At 36.4% G+C, this 22217-nt stretch carries 20 protein-coding genes; 5 read left to right on the forward strand and 15 right to left on the reverse strand.

Annotation, left to right across the window (positions count from 1 at the left end):
• Window positions 1-18: 18 nt before the first annotated feature.
• Window positions 19-1230, reverse strand: a complete 1212-nt coding sequence (locus tag BLR30_RS11420) for a DUF763 domain-containing protein (protein ID WP_089858621.1) — start codon at window positions 1228-1230, stop codon at window positions 19-21.
• Between the two features lie 158 nt (window positions 1231-1388).
• Complete coding sequence (tpx, locus tag BLR30_RS11425; RefSeq protein ID WP_089858624.1) at window positions 1389-1889, reverse strand: thiol peroxidase; 501 nt, start codon at window positions 1887-1889, stop codon at window positions 1389-1391.
• Window positions 1890-2056: 167 nt separating this feature from the next.
• Here tpx and BLR30_RS11430 point away from each other — a divergent pair, with 167 nt between their 5' ends.
• On the forward strand, window positions 2057-4276 hold the full coding sequence (locus tag BLR30_RS11430; RefSeq protein ID WP_089858627.1) for an NADP-dependent isocitrate dehydrogenase: 2220 nt from the start codon (window positions 2057-2059) through the stop codon (window positions 4274-4276).
• A gap of 85 nt (window positions 4277-4361) precedes the next feature.
• On the opposite strand, the gene BLR30_RS11435 is transcribed toward BLR30_RS11430, so the two are convergent.
• From BLR30_RS11435 to BLR30_RS11450, 4 genes are all read right to left on the reverse strand, one after another.
• On the reverse strand, window positions 4362-5552 hold the full coding sequence (locus tag BLR30_RS11435) for an MFS transporter (RefSeq protein ID WP_089858630.1): 1191 nt from the start codon (window positions 5550-5552) through the stop codon (window positions 4362-4364).
• 68 nt (window positions 5553-5620) lie between these two features.
• Window positions 5621-6622, reverse strand: a complete 1002-nt coding sequence (locus BLR30_RS11440; RefSeq protein ID WP_089858833.1) for an aldo/keto reductase — start codon at window positions 6620-6622, stop codon at window positions 5621-5623.
• 89 nt (window positions 6623-6711) lie between these two features.
• Entirely contained in the window at window positions 6712-7605 is an 894-nt protein-coding gene (locus BLR30_RS11445) for a helix-turn-helix domain-containing protein (protein WP_089858633.1), read from the reverse strand.
• 115 nt (window positions 7606-7720) lie between these two features.
• The gene (locus BLR30_RS11450; RefSeq protein WP_089858636.1) at window positions 7721-8146 is read right to left on the reverse strand and encodes a hypothetical protein; all 426 of its coding nucleotides are present in this window, start codon (window positions 8144-8146) and stop codon (window positions 7721-7723) included.
• 250 nt (window positions 8147-8396) lie between these two features.
• Between BLR30_RS11450 and BLR30_RS11455 the strand changes: the two genes are divergently transcribed.
• Entirely contained in the window at window positions 8397-8684 is a 288-nt protein-coding gene (locus BLR30_RS11455) for a GNAT family N-acetyltransferase (RefSeq protein ID WP_089858638.1), read from the forward strand.
• On the opposite strand, the gene BLR30_RS11460 is transcribed toward BLR30_RS11455, so the two are convergent.
• Window positions 8685-9785 (reverse strand): MBL fold metallo-hydrolase, encoded by a 1101-nt coding sequence (locus BLR30_RS11460; protein WP_089858641.1) that lies wholly within the window; start codon window positions 9783-9785, stop codon window positions 8685-8687.
• A 139-nt stretch (window positions 9786-9924) separates the two neighbouring features.
• On the opposite strand from BLR30_RS11460, the gene BLR30_RS11465 reads away from it, so the two are divergent.
• Window positions 9925-11478, forward strand: a complete 1554-nt coding sequence (locus BLR30_RS11465; RefSeq protein WP_089858644.1) for a S41 family peptidase — start codon at window positions 9925-9927, stop codon at window positions 11476-11478.
• A 40-nt stretch (window positions 11479-11518) separates the two neighbouring features.
• Here BLR30_RS11465 and BLR30_RS11470 read toward each other — a convergent pair whose 3' ends face one another.
• From BLR30_RS11470 to BLR30_RS11495, 6 genes are all read right to left on the reverse strand, one after another.
• Window positions 11519-12115, reverse strand: a complete 597-nt coding sequence (locus tag BLR30_RS11470; protein ID WP_089858648.1) for a hypothetical protein — start codon at window positions 12113-12115, stop codon at window positions 11519-11521.
• A gap of 19 nt (window positions 12116-12134) precedes the next feature.
• Window positions 12135-12632 (reverse strand): RNA polymerase sigma factor, encoded by a 498-nt coding sequence (locus BLR30_RS11475; RefSeq protein ID WP_089858650.1) that lies wholly within the window; start codon window positions 12630-12632, stop codon window positions 12135-12137.
• A 185-nt stretch (window positions 12633-12817) separates the two neighbouring features.
• Window positions 12818-14446 carry an NADP-dependent glyceraldehyde-3-phosphate dehydrogenase gene (locus BLR30_RS11480; protein WP_089858653.1) on the reverse strand — a complete coding sequence of 543 codons (1629 nt, stop codon included), beginning with the start codon at window positions 14444-14446 and terminating at the stop codon, window positions 12818-12820.
• Between the two features lie 196 nt (window positions 14447-14642).
• A complete protein-coding gene (locus BLR30_RS11485; RefSeq protein ID WP_139164620.1) occupies window positions 14643-15218 on the reverse strand; it encodes a hypothetical protein in 576 nt (191 codons plus the stop codon).
• Window positions 15219-15697: 479 nt separating this feature from the next.
• Entirely contained in the window at window positions 15698-16453 is a 756-nt protein-coding gene (locus tag BLR30_RS11490) for a Rossmann-fold NAD(P)-binding domain-containing protein (protein WP_089858659.1), read from the reverse strand.
• Window positions 16454-16588: 135 nt separating this feature from the next.
• On the reverse strand, window positions 16589-17299 hold the full coding sequence (locus BLR30_RS11495; RefSeq protein ID WP_089858662.1) for a DUF6261 family protein: 711 nt from the start codon (window positions 17297-17299) through the stop codon (window positions 16589-16591).
• A 446-nt stretch (window positions 17300-17745) separates the two neighbouring features.
• On the opposite strand from BLR30_RS11495, the gene BLR30_RS17915 reads away from it, so the two are divergent.
• Window positions 17746-18441, forward strand: coding sequence for an HNH endonuclease signature motif containing protein (locus tag BLR30_RS17915; protein ID WP_228400757.1), 696 nt, complete (start codon window positions 17746-17748; stop codon window positions 18439-18441).
• A 278-nt stretch (window positions 18442-18719) separates the two neighbouring features.
• Window positions 18720-19352 carry a hypothetical protein gene (locus tag BLR30_RS11505; protein ID WP_089858665.1) on the forward strand — a complete coding sequence of 211 codons (633 nt, stop codon included), beginning with the start codon at window positions 18720-18722 and terminating at the stop codon, window positions 19350-19352.
• Between the two features lie 199 nt (window positions 19353-19551).
• Here the strand turns inward: BLR30_RS11505 and BLR30_RS11510 are convergent, their stop codons facing one another.
• Both BLR30_RS11510 and BLR30_RS11515 read right to left on the reverse strand, forming a co-directional pair.
• On the reverse strand, window positions 19552-20013 hold the full coding sequence (locus BLR30_RS11510) for a hypothetical protein (protein ID WP_089858667.1): 462 nt from the start codon (window positions 20011-20013) through the stop codon (window positions 19552-19554).
• A 38-nt stretch (window positions 20014-20051) separates the two neighbouring features.
• Window positions 20052-22037, reverse strand: coding sequence for a urocanate hydratase (locus tag BLR30_RS11515; protein WP_089858669.1), 1986 nt, complete (start codon window positions 22035-22037; stop codon window positions 20052-20054).
• Window positions 22038-22217: the final 180 nt, after the last annotated feature.

Here is a 22217-nt window from a genome sequence, read left to right on the forward strand (position 1 = left end):
TAAGGCTTTTTTATTCTATCAAAATAAAGAAAGCTGAATCGGTTTCGGAGGGGAAGGCTTCTGCACATCACCAAAAACAGTTTTTCCACCAAAGCGCCATGAATTCTGCCGTTCTTCTTCAATGACTTGCTGAATATCAAAACCAGGAGTAAAAGTTTGTTCGGTTTTTACTACAATATCGTGAAGCTTATTAATTGTCTTTAATTTATCTGAATTTCCAAGCTTGGATTTTTCAATTCCTTTTCTGATAATACTGATGCTTTCATCATAAATTTTGGTGGGAACCGGGAAAGGATGACCGTCTTTTCCGCCGTGAGCAAAAGAAAATCTTGCAGGATCTGTAAATCTTGACGGCGCACCGTGGATTACTTCACTGACCAGAGCAAGCGACTGCATCGTTCTTGGCCCTACTCCTTCCAACATCAGTAAATCTTCAAAATTCTGAGGCTGCTGCTCGCGGGTTACATATAAAAGTGCACCCAGACGCTTTAAATCAACATCAGAAGCCTGTACATCGTGATGTGCAGGGAGAATCAGTCTGGCAAAATCGCTCATAATTTCCGCAGAATCGGTATGGGAAATTTCAAGAATTCCTTTTCTGTTATCTGAAGCTTCAGAATCAGTAAGGTTTAAAATTTTACCTCTTGATATTCCATTAATTCCAGTGTGAGGTTCTTCTACAAAGGATTTAATATTTTCAGAGTGCCAGTGGTAGCGTCTTGCCGTACTGTCGGATTCATGCATTCCTTGCTGAACAACACTCCAGTTTCCATTATCAGCCAAGATAAAATTATGAAGATACAGCTGATAACCGTCCTGAATTGCCGTATTATCCACTTTTGCCGAAAGCTTGCTGGCTCTTACAAGTTCATTTCCGTTGAGTCCTGTTTTATCAGCAATCTTAATGAGTTCGGAAGGAGTTTCTCTTGAAAATTTTCCTTTACCTCCGCAAATGTAGAGTCCGAGTGATTGGGAATTGGGGTTTATGGAACGCTTCAATGCACCCATTACGGAAGTGGTAATCCCCGATGAATGCCAGTCCATTCCCATGACCGCTCCAAAGCTCTGAAACCAAAACGGATCTGCCAGCCTTCTCAAAACCTCATCTTTTCCGTAATCCATCAAAATAACCTCAACAATTGACAACCCAAGAATAGACATACGCTCATACAACCACGGCGGTACTTTGCCATAGTGAAGTGGTAAATCTGCTGTTCCGGAACGTTTCATCGGATAAAGGTACGGTTTTTATAGTGTAAGATTCAAAAGATTGAGGTTGATAGAGGCTAAGATTAAGGTTGAGGTTGAGCTGATGTTGAAGAAGAAACAAAGTTTAAAGCCCTGTAGATTTCCTACAAGGCTTTATTATAATAGCTTTATTTTTTTATTTATTTCAAAGCGGCTAAAGCAGCTTCATAATTCGGTTCGTCTGCAATTTCCGAAACCTGCTCTGTGTACACCACTTTATTATCTTCATCGGTAACAATCACAGCGCGGCTTAGAAGCCCTTTCATCGGAGAGTCTGTAATAGTCACTTCATAATCATCACCAAAACTACTTCTGAAATCTGAAAGTGTTTCTACATTGTCAAGACCTTCAGCAGCACAAAATCTTCCAAGAGCAAAAGGTAAATCTTTAGATACATTGATTACAACCGTATTATGCAATGCAGAAGCTTCTTCATTGAATTTTCTTGCTGAAGATGCACAGGTAGGAGTATCAATACTCGGAAAAATATTAAAAACTTTTTTCTTTCCTTTAAAATTATCAAGTGTTTTTACATGCAAACCCGAATCCACCAGGGCAAAATCTCTGATTGTAGTTCCTAAAGACGGAAGAGTTCCTATCGTATGTACTTCGTTTCCTTTTAAAGTGATTGTTGTTGACATAAATTTTGTTTTAGTTTCTCAAATTTAATTAAAAGAAAAGTTTTTACGTTCAATTAAAGGTTAAATTAATCTTAAAGTAGAAAATCTTAATTCGTATTCATCTAAAAAAATTAATTTTTAACTAAATTTGTGAGTCTTAAAAAAATCAAATAATAAATAACAGTATAATGTCAGACAAATCAAAAATCTATTACACCTTAACGGATGAGGCTCCAATGTTGGCAACACACTCGTTTTTACCGATTGTAAAAGCTTTTACAAAATCAGCAAACATTGAGATTGCGGTTCCGGATATTTCTTTGGCAGGAAGAATTTTAGCCAACTTCCCGGAATTTTTGAAAGAAGATCAGAAAATCGGTGATGCTTTGGCAGAATTGGGTCAGCTTGCTACTCAGCCTGATGCAAATATTATCAAATTACCTAACATTTCGGCTTCTGCACCTCAATTAGATGCTGCTATTGCTGAGCTTCAGGCTAAAGGTTTTGCCGTTCCAAATTATCCAGCCGAGCCTAAAAATGACGAGGAAAAAGCGATTAAAGCTAAATATGCCAAAGTTCTGGGAAGTGCTGTAAATCCTGTGTTGAGAGAAGGAAATTCTGACAGACGTGCTCCTAAAGCTGTTAAAAACTACGCCAAAGCAAACCCTCATAGAATGGGTGACTGGGCTTCTGACAGCAAAACAGATGTTGCTCATATGGAAAGCGGAGATTTCTACGGAACAGAAACTTCAACAACATTAGAAAATGCTACAAAATACAGAATCGTATTCAAAGGAAATGACGGCTCTGAAAATCAATTAAAAGATTTTGCAAACCTTCAGGCTGGAGAAGTTATTGACTCTTCTGTAATGAATTTGAATTCACTGAAAGCTTTTGTTCAGCAGGCAATTGATGAAGCAAAAAACAGAAATGTACTTCTTTCTGCTCACTTAAAGGCTACGATGATGAAAATTTCAGATCCTATCATTTTTGGGGCTATCGTAGAAACTTTCTTCAAAGAAGTATTCACTAAATATGCTGAAACGTTCAAGTCATTAGACATTAACCCGAATAATGGTCTTGCTGATCTTTTCGATAAAATTAAAGGAAACGAGCAGGAAGCCAATATTAAAGGAGATATCGAAGCGGCTTTAGCAAACGGACCAAGAGTTGCGATGGTAAATTCAGACAAAGGAATTACCAATTTCCATGTACCTTCTGACATTATTGTTGATGCTTCTATGGCAGCTTTGGTAAGAGGCGGAGGAAAAATGTGGAATAAAGAAGGAAAAGAGGAAGATACGGTTTGTATTATTCCTGACCGTTCTTATGCAGGTTTCTATCAGTCTGTAATTGATGATATGAAAGCGCACGGAAAACTAGATCCAACAACAATGGGTTCTGTACCGAATGTTGGTTTAATGGCTCAGAAAGCCGAAGAATATGGTTCTCACGACAAAACTTTCCAGGCAAGTGCTGAAGGAACGATTGAAGTTCAGGACGAAAACGGAAATATTCTGCTTTCTCAAAAAGTTGAAAAAGGAGATATTTTCAGAATGTGTCAGACAAAAGATGCTCCGATTCAGGATTGGGTGAAACTGGCGGTAAACAGATCAAGATTATCTGATACTCCGGCAATTTTCTGGCTGGATAAAGGAAGAGCACATGACAGAGAAATCATCAAAAAAGTTGAAAAATATCTTAAAGATTACGATACAAATGGTCTTGACATCAGAATTATGGATGTAAAAGATGCGATGACTGAAACTTTAAGAAGAGCAAGAGAAGGAAAAGATACGATTTCTGTTTCAGGGAACGTATTGAGAGATTATCTTACTGATCTTTTCCCGATCCTTGAGCTTGGAACTTCTGCTAAAATGCTTTCTATCGTGCCGTTGATGAATGGTGGTGGCTTATTTGAAACAGGAGCCGGAGGTTCTGCGCCAAAACATATAGAACAGTTTGTAGAAGAAGGCTATTTAAGATGGGATTCTTTAGGTGAATTCCTTGCTTTACAGGCTTCTTTAGAACATTTGGCACAAACTCAGAACAATACCAAAGCTCAGGTTTTGGCGGATGCATTGGATGAAGCTAATGCTAAATTCTTAGCGACTGATAAATCTCCTGCAAGAAAAGTAGGACAAATCGACAACAGAGGTTCTCACTTCTATCTTGCAATGTACTGGGCTGAAGCTTTGGCTAATCAGACAGCTGACGCGGAATTAGCAGCACAGTTTGCTCCGGTTGCACAGACTATGAAAGAGAATGAAGAAGTAATCAATGCGGAATTGATCGGTGCTCAGGGAAAACCTCAGGATATCGGTGGATATTACAAAACTGATAAGTACAAAACGTACTCTGCTATGAGACCAAGCACAGTTTTAAATGAAATCATTGACGGAATTTAATTCCCGATTTTTGATATAAAAATGAAAGCTCCTTTTTTAAGGGAGCTTTTTTGTTTTAAAACTTAACGAATAAGTTAAATGTGTTTTAAATATGTGCTTTACGAAATTTAATCATACTCAGAATAAACAATCCTAAAATGCCCAACACGAAATAACCTTCTGCCACTTCAAGCTGAATCTGCGGCTTGATTACCGCTACAATTCCATAGCTGATGGCTGAAGTAATGATGAAAGCAACTCCGCCCGTGAGGCCGCCTGCAATACCTGCTGAATTCGGGAATCTTCCGATACAGTAAGAAAAATAATTATTGAAAATAAATCCGGCCGTAACATGAATCAAAAATGCAAAAGCAACCAGACTGTAGATATTATTGGAGAAATAAGAAGCAATAAACATCAGAATAATTAAAAATAACTGAATGAAATTAGCATTCCGTATTTTAGGTAAAAATGCTTTATTGATTAATGCTTTTCCCAAGAAACCACCAGTCATCCAGGCAAATCCAAGAATCAGTGAAACATATCCTGCTACCACTTCAGAATAGCCCATTTTATGTTCGATAATAAACGATCCGCAGAGATTAAAAAACATAATCATCGAATAGCTCAGTCCGCACATAATCATTCCGTAGAAGAAATCTTTTGCTTTAAACATAGCATTGTATTCTTTAATGAGAAATTCGATATGAAACGGGTTTCTTTTTTTCAAGGTCTCCCCTGAAAATATCAGCTCTAATAAGAAAAGCAATAAACTATATCCTGCCAGTACATAAAAGTTCGACTGCCATCCAAAATTCTTCTGTAAATATCCACCGATAAACGGCGCAATAATAGGACCCACTGACCACACAATCGTCATAATACTGAGGTAATGCTTTCGTTCTTCCCCTTCATAAACATCCACAAAAAATGCTCTTTTGGCAACTACGGCAAATCCCGAAAGTACGCCCTGCAAAATACGCATGGCATAAATCACAAAAATATTCTGGGTTGTCGCAGTGATTACAAAAGACAGCACAAACAGAGCAAGGGATATCATCGAAATACGGTATCTCCCAAACGAATCTACAATGCTGCCGGCAAAAAACTGGGTCAGACCATAACTGATTAAAAATATAGATAATGTAAGCTGAATATTGCTTTCCGGCTGATGAAGTTCTGTTGCCATGCTTGGCATTGAAGGTAAATAGATATCCGTTGCCAGACCCGACATAGGAATGACGGCAAATGCTAAAACAGTTGCAATAAATTTGTTTTTTTCTTTAAGTGTAACCATGCTGTTTTAAAACTTTTTCAAAAAAATCAAAATCCTGAGGCAATCAGGATTCTGAATGAATAATATCTTTAGTTGTTGACCAATTTCATAGCGCCTTCACTGTATCTTTCTCCAATATTCGGATATTTTTTAAGAATGGAATTTATAGTTTCCAAATCTGATGAGGAAAGTTCAATATTTGTAGCTTCAATATTTTCTTCTAAATATTTAATGCGTTTAGTTCCGGGAATAGGAATGATATCTTGTCCCTGATTCAGTACCCAAGCTAGCGCAAGCTGAGTTCCTTTGATCCCTTTAGACTGAGCAAACTCATTGATTTCTCTCGCCAGATTTCTGTTGTTTTCAAGAAACTCTTCCTGATAGCGCGGTAACGATTTTCTGAAATCGTCATTTCCGAAATTCTGTGACTCATTGATATTCGAGAAAAGCCCTCTTGCCAGCGGTGAATACGGAACTAAAGTAATTCCGAGTTCTCTGATCGTCGGCAAAATATCTTTCTCAATATCTTTAGTTAATAATGAATATTCTGATTGCAACGCCGTAATCGGGTGAATTTTATTCGCTTTTCTAATAGATTCCGCAGAAGCCTCTGACAAACCAAGATATCTTACCTTTCCTGCCTTAACCAAATCTGCCATTGCGCCAACAGTTTCCTCAACAGGAATATTCGGATCTACTCTGTGAGCATAATACAAATCGATTTCATCAATATTCAATCGCTGAAGGCTAAGATCTACGGCCTTTCTGATCCATTCCGGTGATCCATCGAAATATGTCCCGGGTGCGCCGCTGTGTCCTGCTTTTCCGTCTTTAAAACGAAAACCGAATTTAGTGGCAATAAAAATTTTATCGCGGTTCGGAACCAAAACTTTTGAAATCAGTTTTTCATTATCTCCATTCGCGTACATATCAGCGGTATCTAAAAAGTTAATACCCAGATCCAACGCTTTATGAAGAGTTTTAATGCTTTCCTGTTCATCTGCTGGTCCGTACGCAAAACTCATTCCCATACATCCTAAACCAATAGCTGATAACTGCTCTCCTGTGTTTCCTAGTTTTCTAAATTTCATGATAACTTGTGATTTTAAAATTTGCTTTACAAAATTATGACAGCCATTCATTGATTTGAATATAGAATTCAAACGAAGAATTATAAAATTCAAACAAGATCCAATCGTACAGCGTTGGGTGTAATGCCTGTTTGCTTTTTGAAATAATTGGTAAAATAAGCAGGCTCTTCAAAACCTAATCCATAAGCGATTTCTGAAACGTTCCAATCGGTATGCTTCAATAATGCATTGGCTTCTTGAATAATTCTTGCAGCAATCTGCTGACTTGTCGTTTTGCCTGTAATCTCTTTCACCGAACGGTTTAAGGAATTAACATGGATTGACAAGCTTTCAGCGTAATCAACCGGACTTTTCAGATGTAAAGATCTTTCCGGACTGTCAATGGGAAATTGTCTCTCGAGTAATTCCATAAATAAAGACACAACACGTTGCGAGGCATTCTGATAAGGCTCAAAATTTTCTGCAGGCTGAATTTTCATGGTTTCGTGGATCAAAAGATGCAGATAAGCACGCAACATATCATATTTATGCAGATAATCTGATTGAATTTCAGTCATCATTTTAATGAAAATATCAGAGATTGTTTTCTGCTGTTCTTCATTGATGAAGAAAACAGGCGTTCCTCCAATTTTAAAAAGCTGAGATTCCTGAATATTACTTATCCGATTTCCGGCATGCATAAACTCATCGGTAAAAAGACAGAAAAATCCTTTCTGGTCGCTATCTTCTGCCTCCCACGAATAAGGAATAAGCGGATTTGAAAACAACAATGCCGGACTATCAACATGAATCCATTTATTGGCATAATGTAATTTCCCTTTTCCGATAATTAGTGAAATTTTATAATAATCTCTCCTGCTGTAGGGAGTAATCATTGCGCAGTTTTCTCTCAAAAAAACATTAAAATGTCCGACTCCCGGAGTTTTTATACATTCCAGGCCGATTCGTTTGTAAAAACCATTTACTGATTCATTTGATTCCATGGTTCAAAATTATAAAATTCAAACAAAATAATTTAATAAAATAATACTCATAGATAAAATAAAAATGACTGGTCCTACGATCAGTCATTAAAAAAATTGAATAAAAATTGATTAGTTATTTTTTATGATGCCCATTTCCGTGTTTGTATTTATAAACCTTCGATTTTTTACCCATATGTTTATAACGTTTATCATTGTTTTTGTTTCGGTTGTAAACTGCTACTGGATTCTGACCTTTATAATATCTGTTCTTAAACTTAATATATTTATCTCTTCCCAGAATTCGTTCTAGCTCTACATATCTGTCATTTCTCCATCTGTCGGGATGATTGACATATACACGATTCCACGAATTATAATCCCTGTAACGATCATTAAGTGCGTAAATCTGATTTGCCTGCGTTGCAGACAATACCAATTCGGAAATTACATTCTGCCAATTTACGTCTGTGATGCTTCTTCTATAATCATTATAATAATTCGACTGTGCATAAGAAAGGCTGAATGTACCAATTAACATTATTGTTATTAACTTTTTCATTTCGATCTATTTTAAATTAAAATATCAATAAAATTTTCAATTAAGATGCCAAATCGGTTTATTTATTGCCAATATTTGTTAAAACAATTTATAAATAATTGATTATCTTTAAAATATATTCATCTTAGGAACATCTTATTGATGATTGTATAAATCTTTAAAACTATCGTTTTTTTTCAGTTATAATTTGTAATTTTAAAAGGAAAAGATTTAAAAAATCATTTGTATTAACACAAAAAATCACGGAATCATGGAAAATGTAAAATTTGAAATATCTCCATATCAGGATGAATTGCAGATATTAATTGACGAACAAAAAGTAGGTTATATGTCCATTAAAGTCGATGGCAGATTATTAATTGTTTATTATACCAAGCTGAATGAGGAACGTGAAGGACATGGCTATGCAAAAATGCTTCTCGACGAATTAGTACGCTATGCTGAAGAAAAAGATTTTCTTGTAGATCCTGAGTGCGATTTTGTGCGGCAACAGTTTGAAAATCATCCTTCACGATATAAGAATATCTGGCACTCATAATTACTCAGTTTCCCACCAGTTACCGAAATGGTAACTTGAGCTATTAAGGTCCACCGGCTCGCCGATCATCGGAGTTAAAATATGTAAATCTTTATTTTTTGCAAGATTTGTCACTTGTTGCAGTGGCTCATTCCAGGGATGGAGTGCAAGAGCGAACTTGGAAGAGTGTACCGGGATGATATTTTTTGCCCTTACATCAATACTTGCCTGAATAACATCTTCGGGAAGTGCATGAATATATTTCCAGGCTTCATTATATTGTCCGTTTTCCATAATGGCAAAATCAAAAGGGCCATATTTTTCGCCGATCATTTTAAAATGCGTATCATAACCGCTGTCGCCGCCCAGAAATATCTTTTTGGTAGGTGTTTCGAGAATATAGGAAGTCCACAATGTAACGTTTCTTTTCATTTTACGTCCGGAAAAATGCCTTGCAGGAGTGAATATGATTTTACTGTTATTCTTCAGATTTACCTCGGCTCCCCAGTCTTCTTCCATCAGTTGATCGGCACCAAAACCCCATCTTTCGAGATGTGCCCCAACCCCTAAAGGAAGGATTACTTTTGTTACTCTATCTTTAATTGCTTTTACCGTGGGATAATCAAGATGGTCATAATGATCGTGTGTAATCACCAGATAATCAATAGCCGGAATATCTTCAGGCTTAAAAATATCAGCTCCTGAAAATGCTTTATTAAAAAATCTGAATGGCGAACCATAGGAACTTAGTACAGGGTCAATCAGAAATGAAATACCATCTGTCTGAATATAATAGGATGAATGTCCCAGCCATATAAAAATATCCTGGTCTTTCGGAAGGCTTTTCAAATCTGTATGAATTGAAGGGATTTTATCTGAAGGTTTTATAAGAGGATCTTTTTTACCAAATAAAAAATTAAACATAACTTTCGGCATCGAAAATCCTTCAGCTATTGCAGGAGTACAGGTAAGATTATGAAATTGTTCATTTTTAAAATTTGCAGAACGCTGCATTTTAAGAAGTCTTTCTCCTTTAGCCTCGGAACCAAAAACTTCCTGGCTCGTAATGATAAAGTATAATAAAACTATTAAAACGGCTATAGTAATAAATGTATAAATCATTTTTAAGATGTGTCAAATGTAAGACAGTAATAATTATGACGATTGATAATAAATAATCCTTTAATTTAAATGAAAATATTATGTCTTTTTTCCAAACATAATGGTTAAAATTTTAATTTTGAAATAAAAAACAAAAACATTGCAGAAAAATTATTTTGTCATCTTTCTCCTCTTGCTCATTACATCCTGTGCATCAGTAAGAAAGCATAATGAACAGCAGACTGCCTGTATTCCTCCGGAAAAACTGAGAGAGGATGTCGATTTTGCGTATTCTAAAATTAAAGAAATGCATCCTGATCTTTACTTATACATTTCAAAACAGGATCTTGACAAAAAGTTTGACAGTGTTAAAACTACCATCCAAGATCCGCTTACCCCACTTCAGTTTTATTTTAAACTGCAACCTGTTATTTCTGACATCAGAGAAGGGCATCTTTCTTTAAGGATTCCCTCTAAAAGAATTACAAAAAAAGAGATTAAAGATCTTGAAAATAAAAAAGGAATGTTCAGCCGCTTTGAGTATTATATCAAAGACAATCGCCTTTTTATCATCGGAAATAAAGATTCTATTGAAAATATAAAACCAGGAACTGAGATTATTTCTATAGACCACGTTTCTGTATCTTATTACACAAAACGATACCGAAAACTTATCAGTAGTGACGGTTTTAATACTACTTTTGCGCCTTACTTTCTAAAAGATCTTTTTTTCAGTTACTACGTGGCAGAAAAAGGCTATGAAAATAGAGCAACCATAGAAACGTTGTATAACGGAAAGAAAAAAGAATATAACCTGACGAGAGAATCCAAATCGAAAGCTGATTTAAAACGAGATAAGGAAAACAAAAAGCTCACAAAAGAGAAAAAAATCAACGATTATATTGCTTTTAATGATTCTTATAACAGAAACTTCAGGTTTCTTGATAAAGACAGCACAATTGCTTATATAAAAGTGAAAAGTTTTTCAGGAGATTATTCTGCAAAATTTTATAAAAACGCATTCGAAAAAATTAAAAATACGGAAGCCTCCTACCTGATTATTGATGTAAGAAATAACTACGGAGGTTCACTGGAAGAGATACACAAACTATATTCTTATCTTACCTCTGAACCCTACATCCTTATTAAACCTTCTCAGGTAAATTCTGCAACGACCCCTTTAAAAACAAACTACTTCAGGAAAAGCAATCTTCTGCAATATACTTTCAAGACATTTACGTATCCTGCTTTTTTCTTTGCGCAGACTTTCAGCACCTACAAAAAAGACGGAAAATTTTACTATAAAATAAAAGCCGACAAACCTGCAAAACCTGATAAGAATTCTTTTAAAGGAAAAATTTTTGTACTGATTAACGGAGCAAGCTTTTCGGCATCGTCTATTCTTACTTCAAAGCTTAAAAATGACAAAAAAGCAATATTGGTTGGCGAAGAAACAGGTGGTGCCAACGATGGAACAGTAGCAGGATTCTATTCTTACCAGATTCTTCCGAATTCTAAAATAGACCTTCCAATCGGATTGGTTCTTGTACAACCTGATATTGACTTCACCCACACAAAAAAAGGAGTACTACCAGATGTCGTTATAAAGGAAACGATGGAGGATATCATCCATAAAAAAGATCCACAGCTGGATTGGATTCTGACTGAAATAAAAAATGAAAAAGCAAAAAATAAGAAATATCTAATGCACTGATGGCAAAAAATAGTTTCGGCGGGCTGAAAGCCCGCCGAAACTATTGCCCGAGTTCTTTAACAAGATTTTTAATCTGAACAATATATTTTTCATAAAATTTATTGAACCACCACTTCCCTATGATGAAAAGCAGAGGCATGGTGATAACCATAGTACCGATAAGAGTAATGGCAATATGCAGATCCGATAACGGTACCGGTCGTGGAATAAACTCCAAAACAATAATGATTTCACATACCAGAAACGGTACAAAAGCGAGATAAAAAGACAGGTAATACTGCTTATTGAGTTGAAACTGATGAAGCAGATCTTTCAGACTTTCATAAGTATTCATCATCGGATTGCCCATATTCTTATAGAGCTTAAAAAACTGACTGTAAAAAAAGAAAGTCACAAAAACCATTGAAGCGATAAGAATGGTAATATAAAATTTAAACTTAAAAGGTCCGGGTGACACGGCGATAAGTGCAAAGGCAAAAACAAAAACACCCACCGTCGACCAAAATTCCATGCGCATATTCTTACGGATTTTCTCAAGCGGAAGATTAATTCTTTCTTTATGTTCAATGCTTATTTTAGGGGTTTCTTCAAAAGAATCATCCTGATTCCAGGTATTTTTCAGTTCATCTATATTCATGATAATTGATTTAAAATTACTATTTATTTGAGCTTAAGATATCTTTAAGTTTATTTTTAGCACGGTTCATTTTTACCCGTACATTTCCTTCGGAAATCCCCATTTGTTCTGCAATCTCCTTTCCGGAAAAATCTTCGAGGTAATAGAAAATAAAAGCTTTATCGATAGAATTCAGCTGATGAATAGCCTTGTACATCGCGTTGAGTTTTTCTTCCTTTTCATTATCAAATTCTTCATACGGGATTTTATATTCAACGAAATTTTCGCCTGTGATAAAATTTCGTTTTTTTTCATTTTTAAGAAAAACAATCGCTGTATTCAGGGCAATGCGGTACAGCCAGGTAGAAAATTCACTTTGTCCTCTGAAATTAGGATAAGACTTCCAGACCTGATACGTGATTTCCTGAAAAAGATCATCACGGTCATCTTTATCATCCATGTACATTTTGGAAATCTTGAAAATGATTCCTTTATGCATTTCGATTTTTTCTAAAAATTCCTGTTCCAATACATCCATGGTTTTTTACACTCTATTGAGTTAGTTTGCTTATGAAAAAAATGTTACAGCTAAAGATGAAAAATTACTATATAAAGTGAGAATAGCCTAATCATAAAAATCCGCAGCACCATTTCGTACTGCGGATTTACTGTATTATTTTTTTAAATATAATTCTGAATTCAGTTTAATTTATAAACATTTATCTAAAAAATATAATCTGTACTCAGGAAGTTGGAATCATGATCTCTAACAATCGTATTCAGAAGATCTTTATTGGAATCCGTTATCTTAGCCGCAACAAGAGAGCGAATGGAGAACGAACGAAGCGCATCAAATACTGACAAAGTACCTTCCGCACTGTCTTTTCTTCCGGTAAACGGAAAAACATCCGGACCACGCTGCGCCTGGCAGTTGATATTCACACGGCTCACAAGATTTACGAACGGATCTATTAATTTTGAAACTTCCAGCGGATCTTCACTGAAAATACTCACCTGCATTCCATGATTGGCGTTCACCTGATACTCGATCGGTTCCTCAATATTCTCAAACGGAACTACAGGAATTACAGGACCAAACTGTTCCTCATGATAAAGCTTCATCTCACTGTTCACGGGATAAACTACTGCCGGAAAAAAGAAAGATTCCTCCAGAAATCCTCCGTTTTCATTTAGAACTTTAGCTCCTTTTGCCACAGCATCTTCCAGGCATTCTTTTAAATAAGAAGGTTTATTGATTTCCGGAAGCGGCGTGATCTTCACATCTTTCTCCCATGGAAGTCCGGGTTTCATCGCAGCAACAGCAGCCGTAAGTTTTTGGGTAAATTCTTCCGCTACCTCTTTCTGAACGAAAATTAATTTCAACGCCGTACATCGCTGACCATTAAAAGAAAGTGATCCCAAAATACATTCGCTTACCGCAACATCAAGATTGGCATTCTTGGTAACAATGGCGGCATTTTTAGCATCTAAACTTAAAATAGCTCTCAGTCTGTTTACTTTCGGATGAAGCTTTTTCAATCCGTTAGCAACTTTGCTCGAGCCGATAAAAGCCAGAACATTCACTTTTCCGCTTTCCATAATCGGGGTGATAATCTCAGATCCTTTCCCATACAGTGTATTGACTGTCCCTTTCGGAAAGGCTTCTTTAAAAGCATTTAATAACGGATAATGCGCCAATACACCATGCTTTGGAAGTTTAAAGAGAATCGTGTTTCCCATAATCAAAGCGGGAATCAGTGTGGTAAAGATTTCATTTAGGGGATAATTGAACGGTCCCATACTCAACACCACTCCCAAAGGCGCTCTCCTGATTTGTGCAATCGTACCTTCCGCCTGCTGGAAACGGGAAGATTCACGGTCCAGATCTTTCAGCGCATCAATAGTCTGGTTAATATAATCTACCGTTCTGTCGAATTCTTTGGTAGAATCAGCGAGTGTTTTCCCGATCTCCCACATCAACAGCCTGATGATAAGGTCACGCTCCCGGATCATGAGGTAGACAAACTTCTGCATACATTTTATCCGACCTTCCACAGACATTGTCGGCCATTCGCCCAGCCCGTTGTCGTAAGCTTTTACACAGGCATCTAAAACTTCCATTGCTTCCTTTGGACCGATATTCGGGATGCTTCCCAGAAGCTTTCGCTCAAGTCCGTTTTCTGTAGAGATGCAAACTGGTGAATAAATCTCCTGTACATCACCGTCCCACTGAACCAGTTCACCATTTAACAGATATTCCCGTTGGTGGATTTCGGGAACTTTATATTCTTCGGGGATGTCGTTTTCAGATTTAAAAATTTTATAAAATGAAGGGTGATTTACTGATTCCATAGATCTTTTTATTGTATTAATATTTTAGCGTTAAAATTTGAATAGAATAAAGGTAGACCTAAAAATTGATTTTAAAAAGAGTACGTTAATAGATTTGTTCTATTTAAAGCACATTTGAATAAGAATTAATATAAAAAACTTGTTTAAACTAATTTTCAGGTTTAACCAAAAAAGTCTAAACAGACTAAAAAATAAGTTACTCTTTTCTTTTGCTTTCGATCACAATAACACCATGTTCACCGGATTCACCATATTTCTTTCGGGCACCGTCTCCGGAAAGGATCAGAACGCTTTTTACATTTTCCGGTTTTAATCTTTTCATTTTATCTTCAGAAATTCTTTTGTTGTCAAGCAGGATCATAGGCTTGAGAGATTCCATATATTCTTTAGATGGCATTCCCAGAACGATGCTCCGAGATCTTAATGTATCGCTTACTGTCTCTAAACCGTCAATTCCTTTCTTAAAGTCAATTTTCTTCACCTCCTCTTCTTTCAGTTGCTGTCCGTTTACGGTAAATACGGCACCACTGAATGCAAATAATCCGAAAGTAAGTTTGCTGATAATAGAAAAACTGAAATTCCGTCCCAACTGATAAGAACTGAATCTTCCACAGATATTTTGATCTGAACGCAGCTCATCAATAAGTTCATCATCTGGGGTATGGGTAAAATCTCTCACCGTTTTGGAACATACTGAGCAAAATCTTCCCTGCTCGTCAATACTCATCTGATCCCAATTTTCATGACATGGTTTTGGTATGGTAATTTTCATAGGATATCTTTTCTTATAAAGATGCTCAGCATATAAAAAAGGTTGGAAAGGATTCTGATTTTTTTCCAAATTAAAACATAATTTATTTTTAACATTAAGGAATTAAGCCACTTTAGCTTAAAAAACTTAATAAAAATCAATGAATTTGATTACTTAATTAAAACAGACTTTAATTCACTTAAATTCTTAATGTTAAATTAAACAAGCTCTTAATCTAAGTGATTATTATTTTTCCTGTGCATTTTCGTCACCCTTTCAACCTGATCCTTCGGGATTTGTTTGCCTGTTGTCACAAAGTATCAATTAAAAATGTAGCCAGATAATTACACTTTATATTAGAATATTCAAGCTCCTGGCAAAAAAGAAATTGAGATATAAATAGACCAATTATTAAGATAAATTTTCGCATGGTTTAAGTTTATGATTCGGTTATACAATTACTGACAAAAATTTACCGGAATCAAAATCATCAGAAACATTTACAGATGAAAATACCTGGGATCCGGATATTGAAACTCAAAATCCAGTTCAGCGATAAGTTTTGCGGGTGAGATCAGCCTGCCTTTATCCGTTCGCTCACCCGTATAAGGCAGATTTTTCTGGGCATTGATGATTTCCTGTTTATCCGGATGCACCGGTGCCACTACGTTATACACTTTGGCTTTAGATTGGTTGTCCAGCATTTTTTCCACTACCGAACAGATATCTGCATAATGAATATGATTTACCAGCTGATCCAGATTGGAAATATTATAATTCTTCAAAAGTCTCTGACCGCCCATTAATCCTGCCAGCCTCAGAATATTACACTGTGGAAACTGATGCAGGATAAAACCTTCACTTTCCACATTTTCTGCCGGCTGATCTTCTTCCGTAAATTCCTTTTCATCCTGAGAATATACTCCGGTAGAGCTCATTAAAAACAACTGTCCTTTATAATCTCCGAGAAATTTTAACAGGTTTTCCTGGCGGTCTTTCATCGAAATCTGCGTTCCTCTTATTCCCGAAAACGGAACCGTGATAATAACCGCATCCAGTTGCGGAATAACTTCCCAGGGCTTAATTTCAGAAGCCTGATCGGGAAAGTCGGCCAACGTTGCATGATACCCTTTTGCGGTAAATTCTTTTATTTTTGATTCGGACGTAGTGGTCACAAAAATTTCATATCGATTAGAAAGCCTTTCTGCAATATAATTTCCCAACCAGCCACAGCCGATGATTCCCAGTTTTTTCATTGAATCTTATTTTATTTCAAAAATATCACTTTTCATTCTAATATTTCAACAACAGGAATAATCCCGTGAAGTTTGTCATCCTGTATTCGCCTATACTTTCCATAAAAAAACTCAGCGGTATGCTGAGTTTATGGTCTATCCGTTTTGTGAGGGAAGATTTGCATCCCGGCTTTTTACTTCAGAATTTTTTGCTGCTTTTACCAACTCGTTGACATCACTGTAAACCATTTCCCAACCGGGAACACCTTTCAGGGCTTTCAGGAGGTTAAGATAAGTTCTCAGTGCCTGTTCAAGTTCTTTCCGGATTGCGGTCGCACTGGCCATCTGCCTAAGATCTGCATTCGCTTCTGCCTGGTCGGCAAAAATCTGTTCAAAAGCCTCATGCTTTGCCTTCATTTCTTTAAAAGCGACATCCAGGGAAAGAGCGGTGATCTTCTGCCTGTTTTCCGTAAGCTCCAGTGTTTCGATCAGCTTTTTCATCTGAGCGGTCTGGGAAGAATAGCTTAGGCGATCCAGATCCAGTCCGAAATCCTTAAAAACATTGTAAAGATCCTCCGCTGCCTGATGATTAGCCGCCGAAGGAAGCTGCCGATAGCCATTCAGAAACGCCTTGAGGTTGCTGTAGGCAATATCTCTTTCGTGATCTGCCTGAGCAACATCGGTTCCTTTTCCGCTAAAAGTCTGCTTAGTGTACACTTCGTCATATTCTGCATATGCATCCTGTAAAGCCTGCACCAAGGGATGATTGTTGACCACCGGATACTTACCCGATTGTGCATTAGTGATTGTTCTTTGGGCTAAAGTCGCAAGATTTTTCGTACTAAGACGCGCTAATGTAATTTTCATACTTAGATTGTGTTTTTAATGTTAATTATTTAATAAATTATCGGAAACAAATATAAAAATTTAGTATTTAAATCCAAACACTATTGGAGGAATTAAAATACAAGTGTATTTAAGTTCTCTTAAGGTTGTTTTAACCAAAAAACAATTGTATGTTGATAAAAACAAGCTTGTTTTAATTCAATGTATTTTGTATTTGAGTGCAAACAGGGTTGTTTGAGAGCTTTGTAAAAAGTTTTTATGAATTCTAGATAGAATACTTGTAAAATACGTAGTTACTTTTACTAATGCAAATTTTCAATTTTTCATGATATAAAATTAAAACACTTACTATAAGTAATTTATAGAAAGTTTTAATTATTATTTTATCCCATTTCTTTATATTTGAATGATATAATGTTTAGATTAGCGTAATGCATAAATCTCAGTATTAATATTAATATATAAAAATGAACCAACAAGATTATTATGAAATCGGAGAAAGTAAAAGATTACCGCTTCGCTGTCCAATTTTGAATTATTGTAGTCGAAGAGCTGTAACGATATACTTCAACTCTGATTATTATAAATCTAACTCTGATTTAACTGTAGAAGAAGCACTAATTAAAGATGGAACATTACCACAAGATTTTGAGTCAAAAAAAATCCAAATTCAAGGTGAACCTCCTTCATGGATAAAAGGTTCTTGTAATTACCATTTCGATGGTATGTGTCCAGAAGTAAATCTTTTTGATAATATGAATTCTTTATTTAAAGGAGTAGCTTGTATTTCTGCTGAGTATGATAAATATTATCCCGCTCCAAAACATAGAGTTTTAAAAACTCAACACTATTCTAAATGCTCTGAATTTAATTGGTATATGTTTGAAAGAGGAAGGCTAAAGATTTCAAATACAAAACCTAGAAAAACTATTTCAGCAAAAACAAGATCAATATTACAGAAAGAAATTAAATCTATATGTCCCATTTGCTCAAACGAAGATGTTGAACATTTTCAAGTTCATCATATTGATGAAAACCCTACAAATAATGATGTTGAAAATTTATTAATGTTGTGTCCGATCTGTCATTCTAAAATTACAAAAGGTGATATTTCTTATTCTGAGGTCAAGAATATTAAAAAAGAATTAAATAAAACCAAATGAGATAAAAGCAAAATGCTAGCACAAACACAAAAAATGTTTTAGAAAACCTGTCTCACAGAAGGTTTTATTATATTCGCTAGGTGAGTTTCCAAACTTGTGTTTCCCGTAAATAAGTTGCGCACAGAGCAATGCTTTTAAAAACTTTGTCAAAGATTTTAACTTTGACAAAGTGGGTGAAAAAAACTTATGCTAAAAAGCTATCGGTAGGCAACCATCTTGTGTATTTCACGTCTTAATAGATAGAGCGTCATTAAATGTTTAACAACAAATATTTAAGTATGAAAAAAATAAGCTATCTATTAGGATTTCTATTAAGCTGCAATTTGTTTGCACAAAAAGATCATCTTGCATTTTTTGCAGGAGCCGAATTGCAACCTGTCATCAACGGATACAGACCGGCTTTTCAAATGAATGGCAGGTTCTATGTGAATGATCGTATTTCATTGGGTGGTCTACTTGCCTATACCCAACAGAATCATTCAGACAATTTCGGATACTTGGCAGACAGAACGAGATCCTACCATACAACAGTCAACATAATTGCCCAAAATGATCTTATAAGAAAAGAAAACTTCTCTTTAAGCGCTTATATTTCTACCGGGATGTATTTTTTAAACCTCGTGAATCCTGATGAAATGTACACTGAAACCTCTTACAATCACATTCAGGGAGTCTGGTTCGTCAATCAATATGAAGTGCCAAGAAAGTTAAGCCGTGACTTGTTTTATAACATTCAACCCGGATTAGATTTCTCCTACAAAGTGGGAACTATCACCAAAGAAAAAGTAGGAATCTATATTACTTCTCGGGTCGGCTATCAGTTTGTACTGGGAAACGGCGATATTACCAACGGAACACAACTCACCAAACCTGTTGTATCTTTAGGTGTGACTTTCAACGGACCTAAATAAAACCATTGATTACAGATCTGTGGGATCTTAAAAACGATAAAACCTGCTATCAAGCAGGTTTTGTTATTATGTGTCATTGCGAGCAAAGCGAAGCAATCTGTTTCAAAATAATTTACATCATTCAATAGATTGATGTGTTATCTGAAATGATAAAGAGTATTCTAAATGATATCAAGCTCAAAACAAACACATATAAAATTTAATTTTCTATAGCTTCTATATTGTAATATAAAAAAGCGAGTATGACGATTGTATTATTAAAGCTATTTTCTGTAATCGCGATTTCATATTCCGAGGTGAAAAATAAATTTCTGTGTCTCATACGTATCAGTAATGTATCATCTCGGTGATCCACTAAATTGGTAGAAGAATGCCACCAGCCTTTTGTTTTGAAATCATAAATTTCAGTATATGGATCACCATAATAAAACATTCTGCTTTTTGAACTATCAATCATTACTGTTAATTTTCCGCTTTCATCAATAAACTTCAAAAAATGTCCTAAGAAGCCAGAATACTTCACTTTATAAAGTTTATTATTTATTTTCACCCGCCTATTTCTTCCTAGAAAATAATCAAAAAGAATCTCACCAACAAGAATTTCATGGTCATCAAATAGCTTATACGATGTTTTTGTTTTTTTAATTTTAAATGTTTTCACTCAACAGATTGCTTCGTCATTCTTCCTCGCAATGACATTTAAAACAGATTGTCATCCACGAAATTCGGAAGTGTTACTTTCAGTTTCGGTTCGGCTTCCATGGCTCTTTTTATAGCGAAAACCGCACCTTCGTTTCTTGCCCAGCTGCGTCGGGAAATTCCGTTATTTACGTCCCAGAAGAGCATACTTTTTAATCTTCGGTCGGCATCATCACTTCCGTCAAGCAACATTCCGAAACCGCCATTGATAACTTCGCCCCAACCTACGCCACCTCCATTGTGAATAGAAACCCAGGTTGCCCCACGGAAGCTGTCGCCAATCACATTATGAATCGCCATATCTGCCGTAAATCTCGATCCGTCGTAAATATTAGAAGTCTCTCTGTATGGAGAATCTGTTCCCGAAACATCATGGTGATCTCTTCCTAAAACTACCGGTCCGATCTCTCCGTTTTTAATGGCTTTGTTAAAAGCTTCTGCGATTTTCATTCTTCCTTCTGCATCAGCATATAAAATTCTTGCCTGTGAACCGACTACCATTTTATTTTCCTGTGCGCCTTTAATCCATTGAATATTATCCTTCATCTGCTGCTGAATTTCTTCAGGAGAATTCTGCTGGATTTCTTCTAAAATCTGACAGGCGATTTCGTCAGTCTTCTGCAAATCTTCCGGTTTGCCGCTGGTACAAACCCAACGGAAGGGTCCGAAACCATAATCAAAACACATCGGCCCCATAATATCCTGAACGTAGGAAGGAAATTTGAACTCTCTTCCCAGGGTTGGATTTTCTGCCATCACATCGGCACCGGCTCTGGAAGCTTCCAGCAAAAAGGCATTTCCATAATCGAAGAAGTAGGTTCCTTTGGCTGTATGTTTGTTGATGGCCTCTGCATGTCTTCTAAGACTTTCCTGTACTTTTTCTTTGAATAACTCAGGATCTTCCGCCATCATACGGTTGGATTCTTCAAAGCTTTGTCCGACCGGATAGTACCCCCCCGCCCACGGATTGTGAAGGGAAGTCTGATCGGAACCAATATCGATTCTCAGGTTTTCCTGATGGAATTTTTCCCATACCTCAACAATATTTCCCAGGTAAGCCAGAGAAACGGTTTCCTTTTCTGCCTGAGCTTTTCGCACTCTTTGTACCAGTTCATCAAGGTTTTCGTGAATTTCATTAACCCATTTTTGCTCGTGACGTATTTTGGTAATTTTCGGATTTACCTCAGCACAAACCGTAACACAACCTGCAATATTTCCTGCTTTTGGCTGTGCACCGCTCATTCCTCCTAAACCTGAAGTCACAAACAGTCCGCCTTTTGGTTCTTTATTGATCTTTCTGAAAGCATTCAATACCGTGATCGTAGTTCCGTGAACGATTCCCTGAGGACCGATATACATATAGCTTCCGGCAGTCATCTGTCCATACTGCGTAACACCCAACGCATTGAATTTTTCCCAGTCATCCGGCTTAGAATAGTTGGGGATCATCATTCCGTTGGTCACGACTACCCTTGGCGCGTCTTTGTGGGAAGGAAACAATCCCATCGGATGGCCGGAATACATAACCAGTGTCTGCTCATCGGTCATTTCGGAAAGATATTTCATCGTCAGCAGGTACTGTGCCCAGTTACTGAAAACGGCGCCGTTTCCTCCATAAGTAATCAGCTCATGAGGATGCTGCGCTACGGCATAATCCAGATTATTCTGAATCATTAACATGATCGCTTTTGCCTGTTCTGATTTTCCGGGATATTCGGAAATTGGCCTGGCCTTCATCTCGTAATCAGGACGAAAGCGGTACATATAGATTCTTCCGTAATTCTCAAGCTCCTCTCTGAATTCAGGCAACAATTCTGCATGAAACTGGGGCTCGAAATAACGTAAAGCATTTTTCAGAGCAAGTTTCTTCTCTTCTTCTCCTAAAATTTCTTTTCGTTTCGGCGCATGGTTGATATTGGTTTCGTATGGTTTCGGCTGTGGCAACTGGCTTGGAATACCCTGCTGTATCTGTTCCTGGAAAGTCATATTACAGTTTAAAGTTCTATGTTTAACGTTAAAAGTCACTTGAAAATTCAAAGTTTTAAAGATATTCAAATTAGGAAATCCCTGCAACTAATGTTTGAAAATTCATGTCAGGGTAAAATTTCACTCATTCTAAAGAGTAGCCTAATTGTCGAGAAAATGTATGGTAAGCTTGTTCATTAT

The sequence above is a fragment of the Chryseobacterium taeanense genome (assembly GCF_900099685.1).
In the GTDB taxonomy this organism is placed as follows: domain Bacteria; phylum Bacteroidota; class Bacteroidia; order Flavobacteriales; family Weeksellaceae; genus Chryseobacterium; species Chryseobacterium taeanense.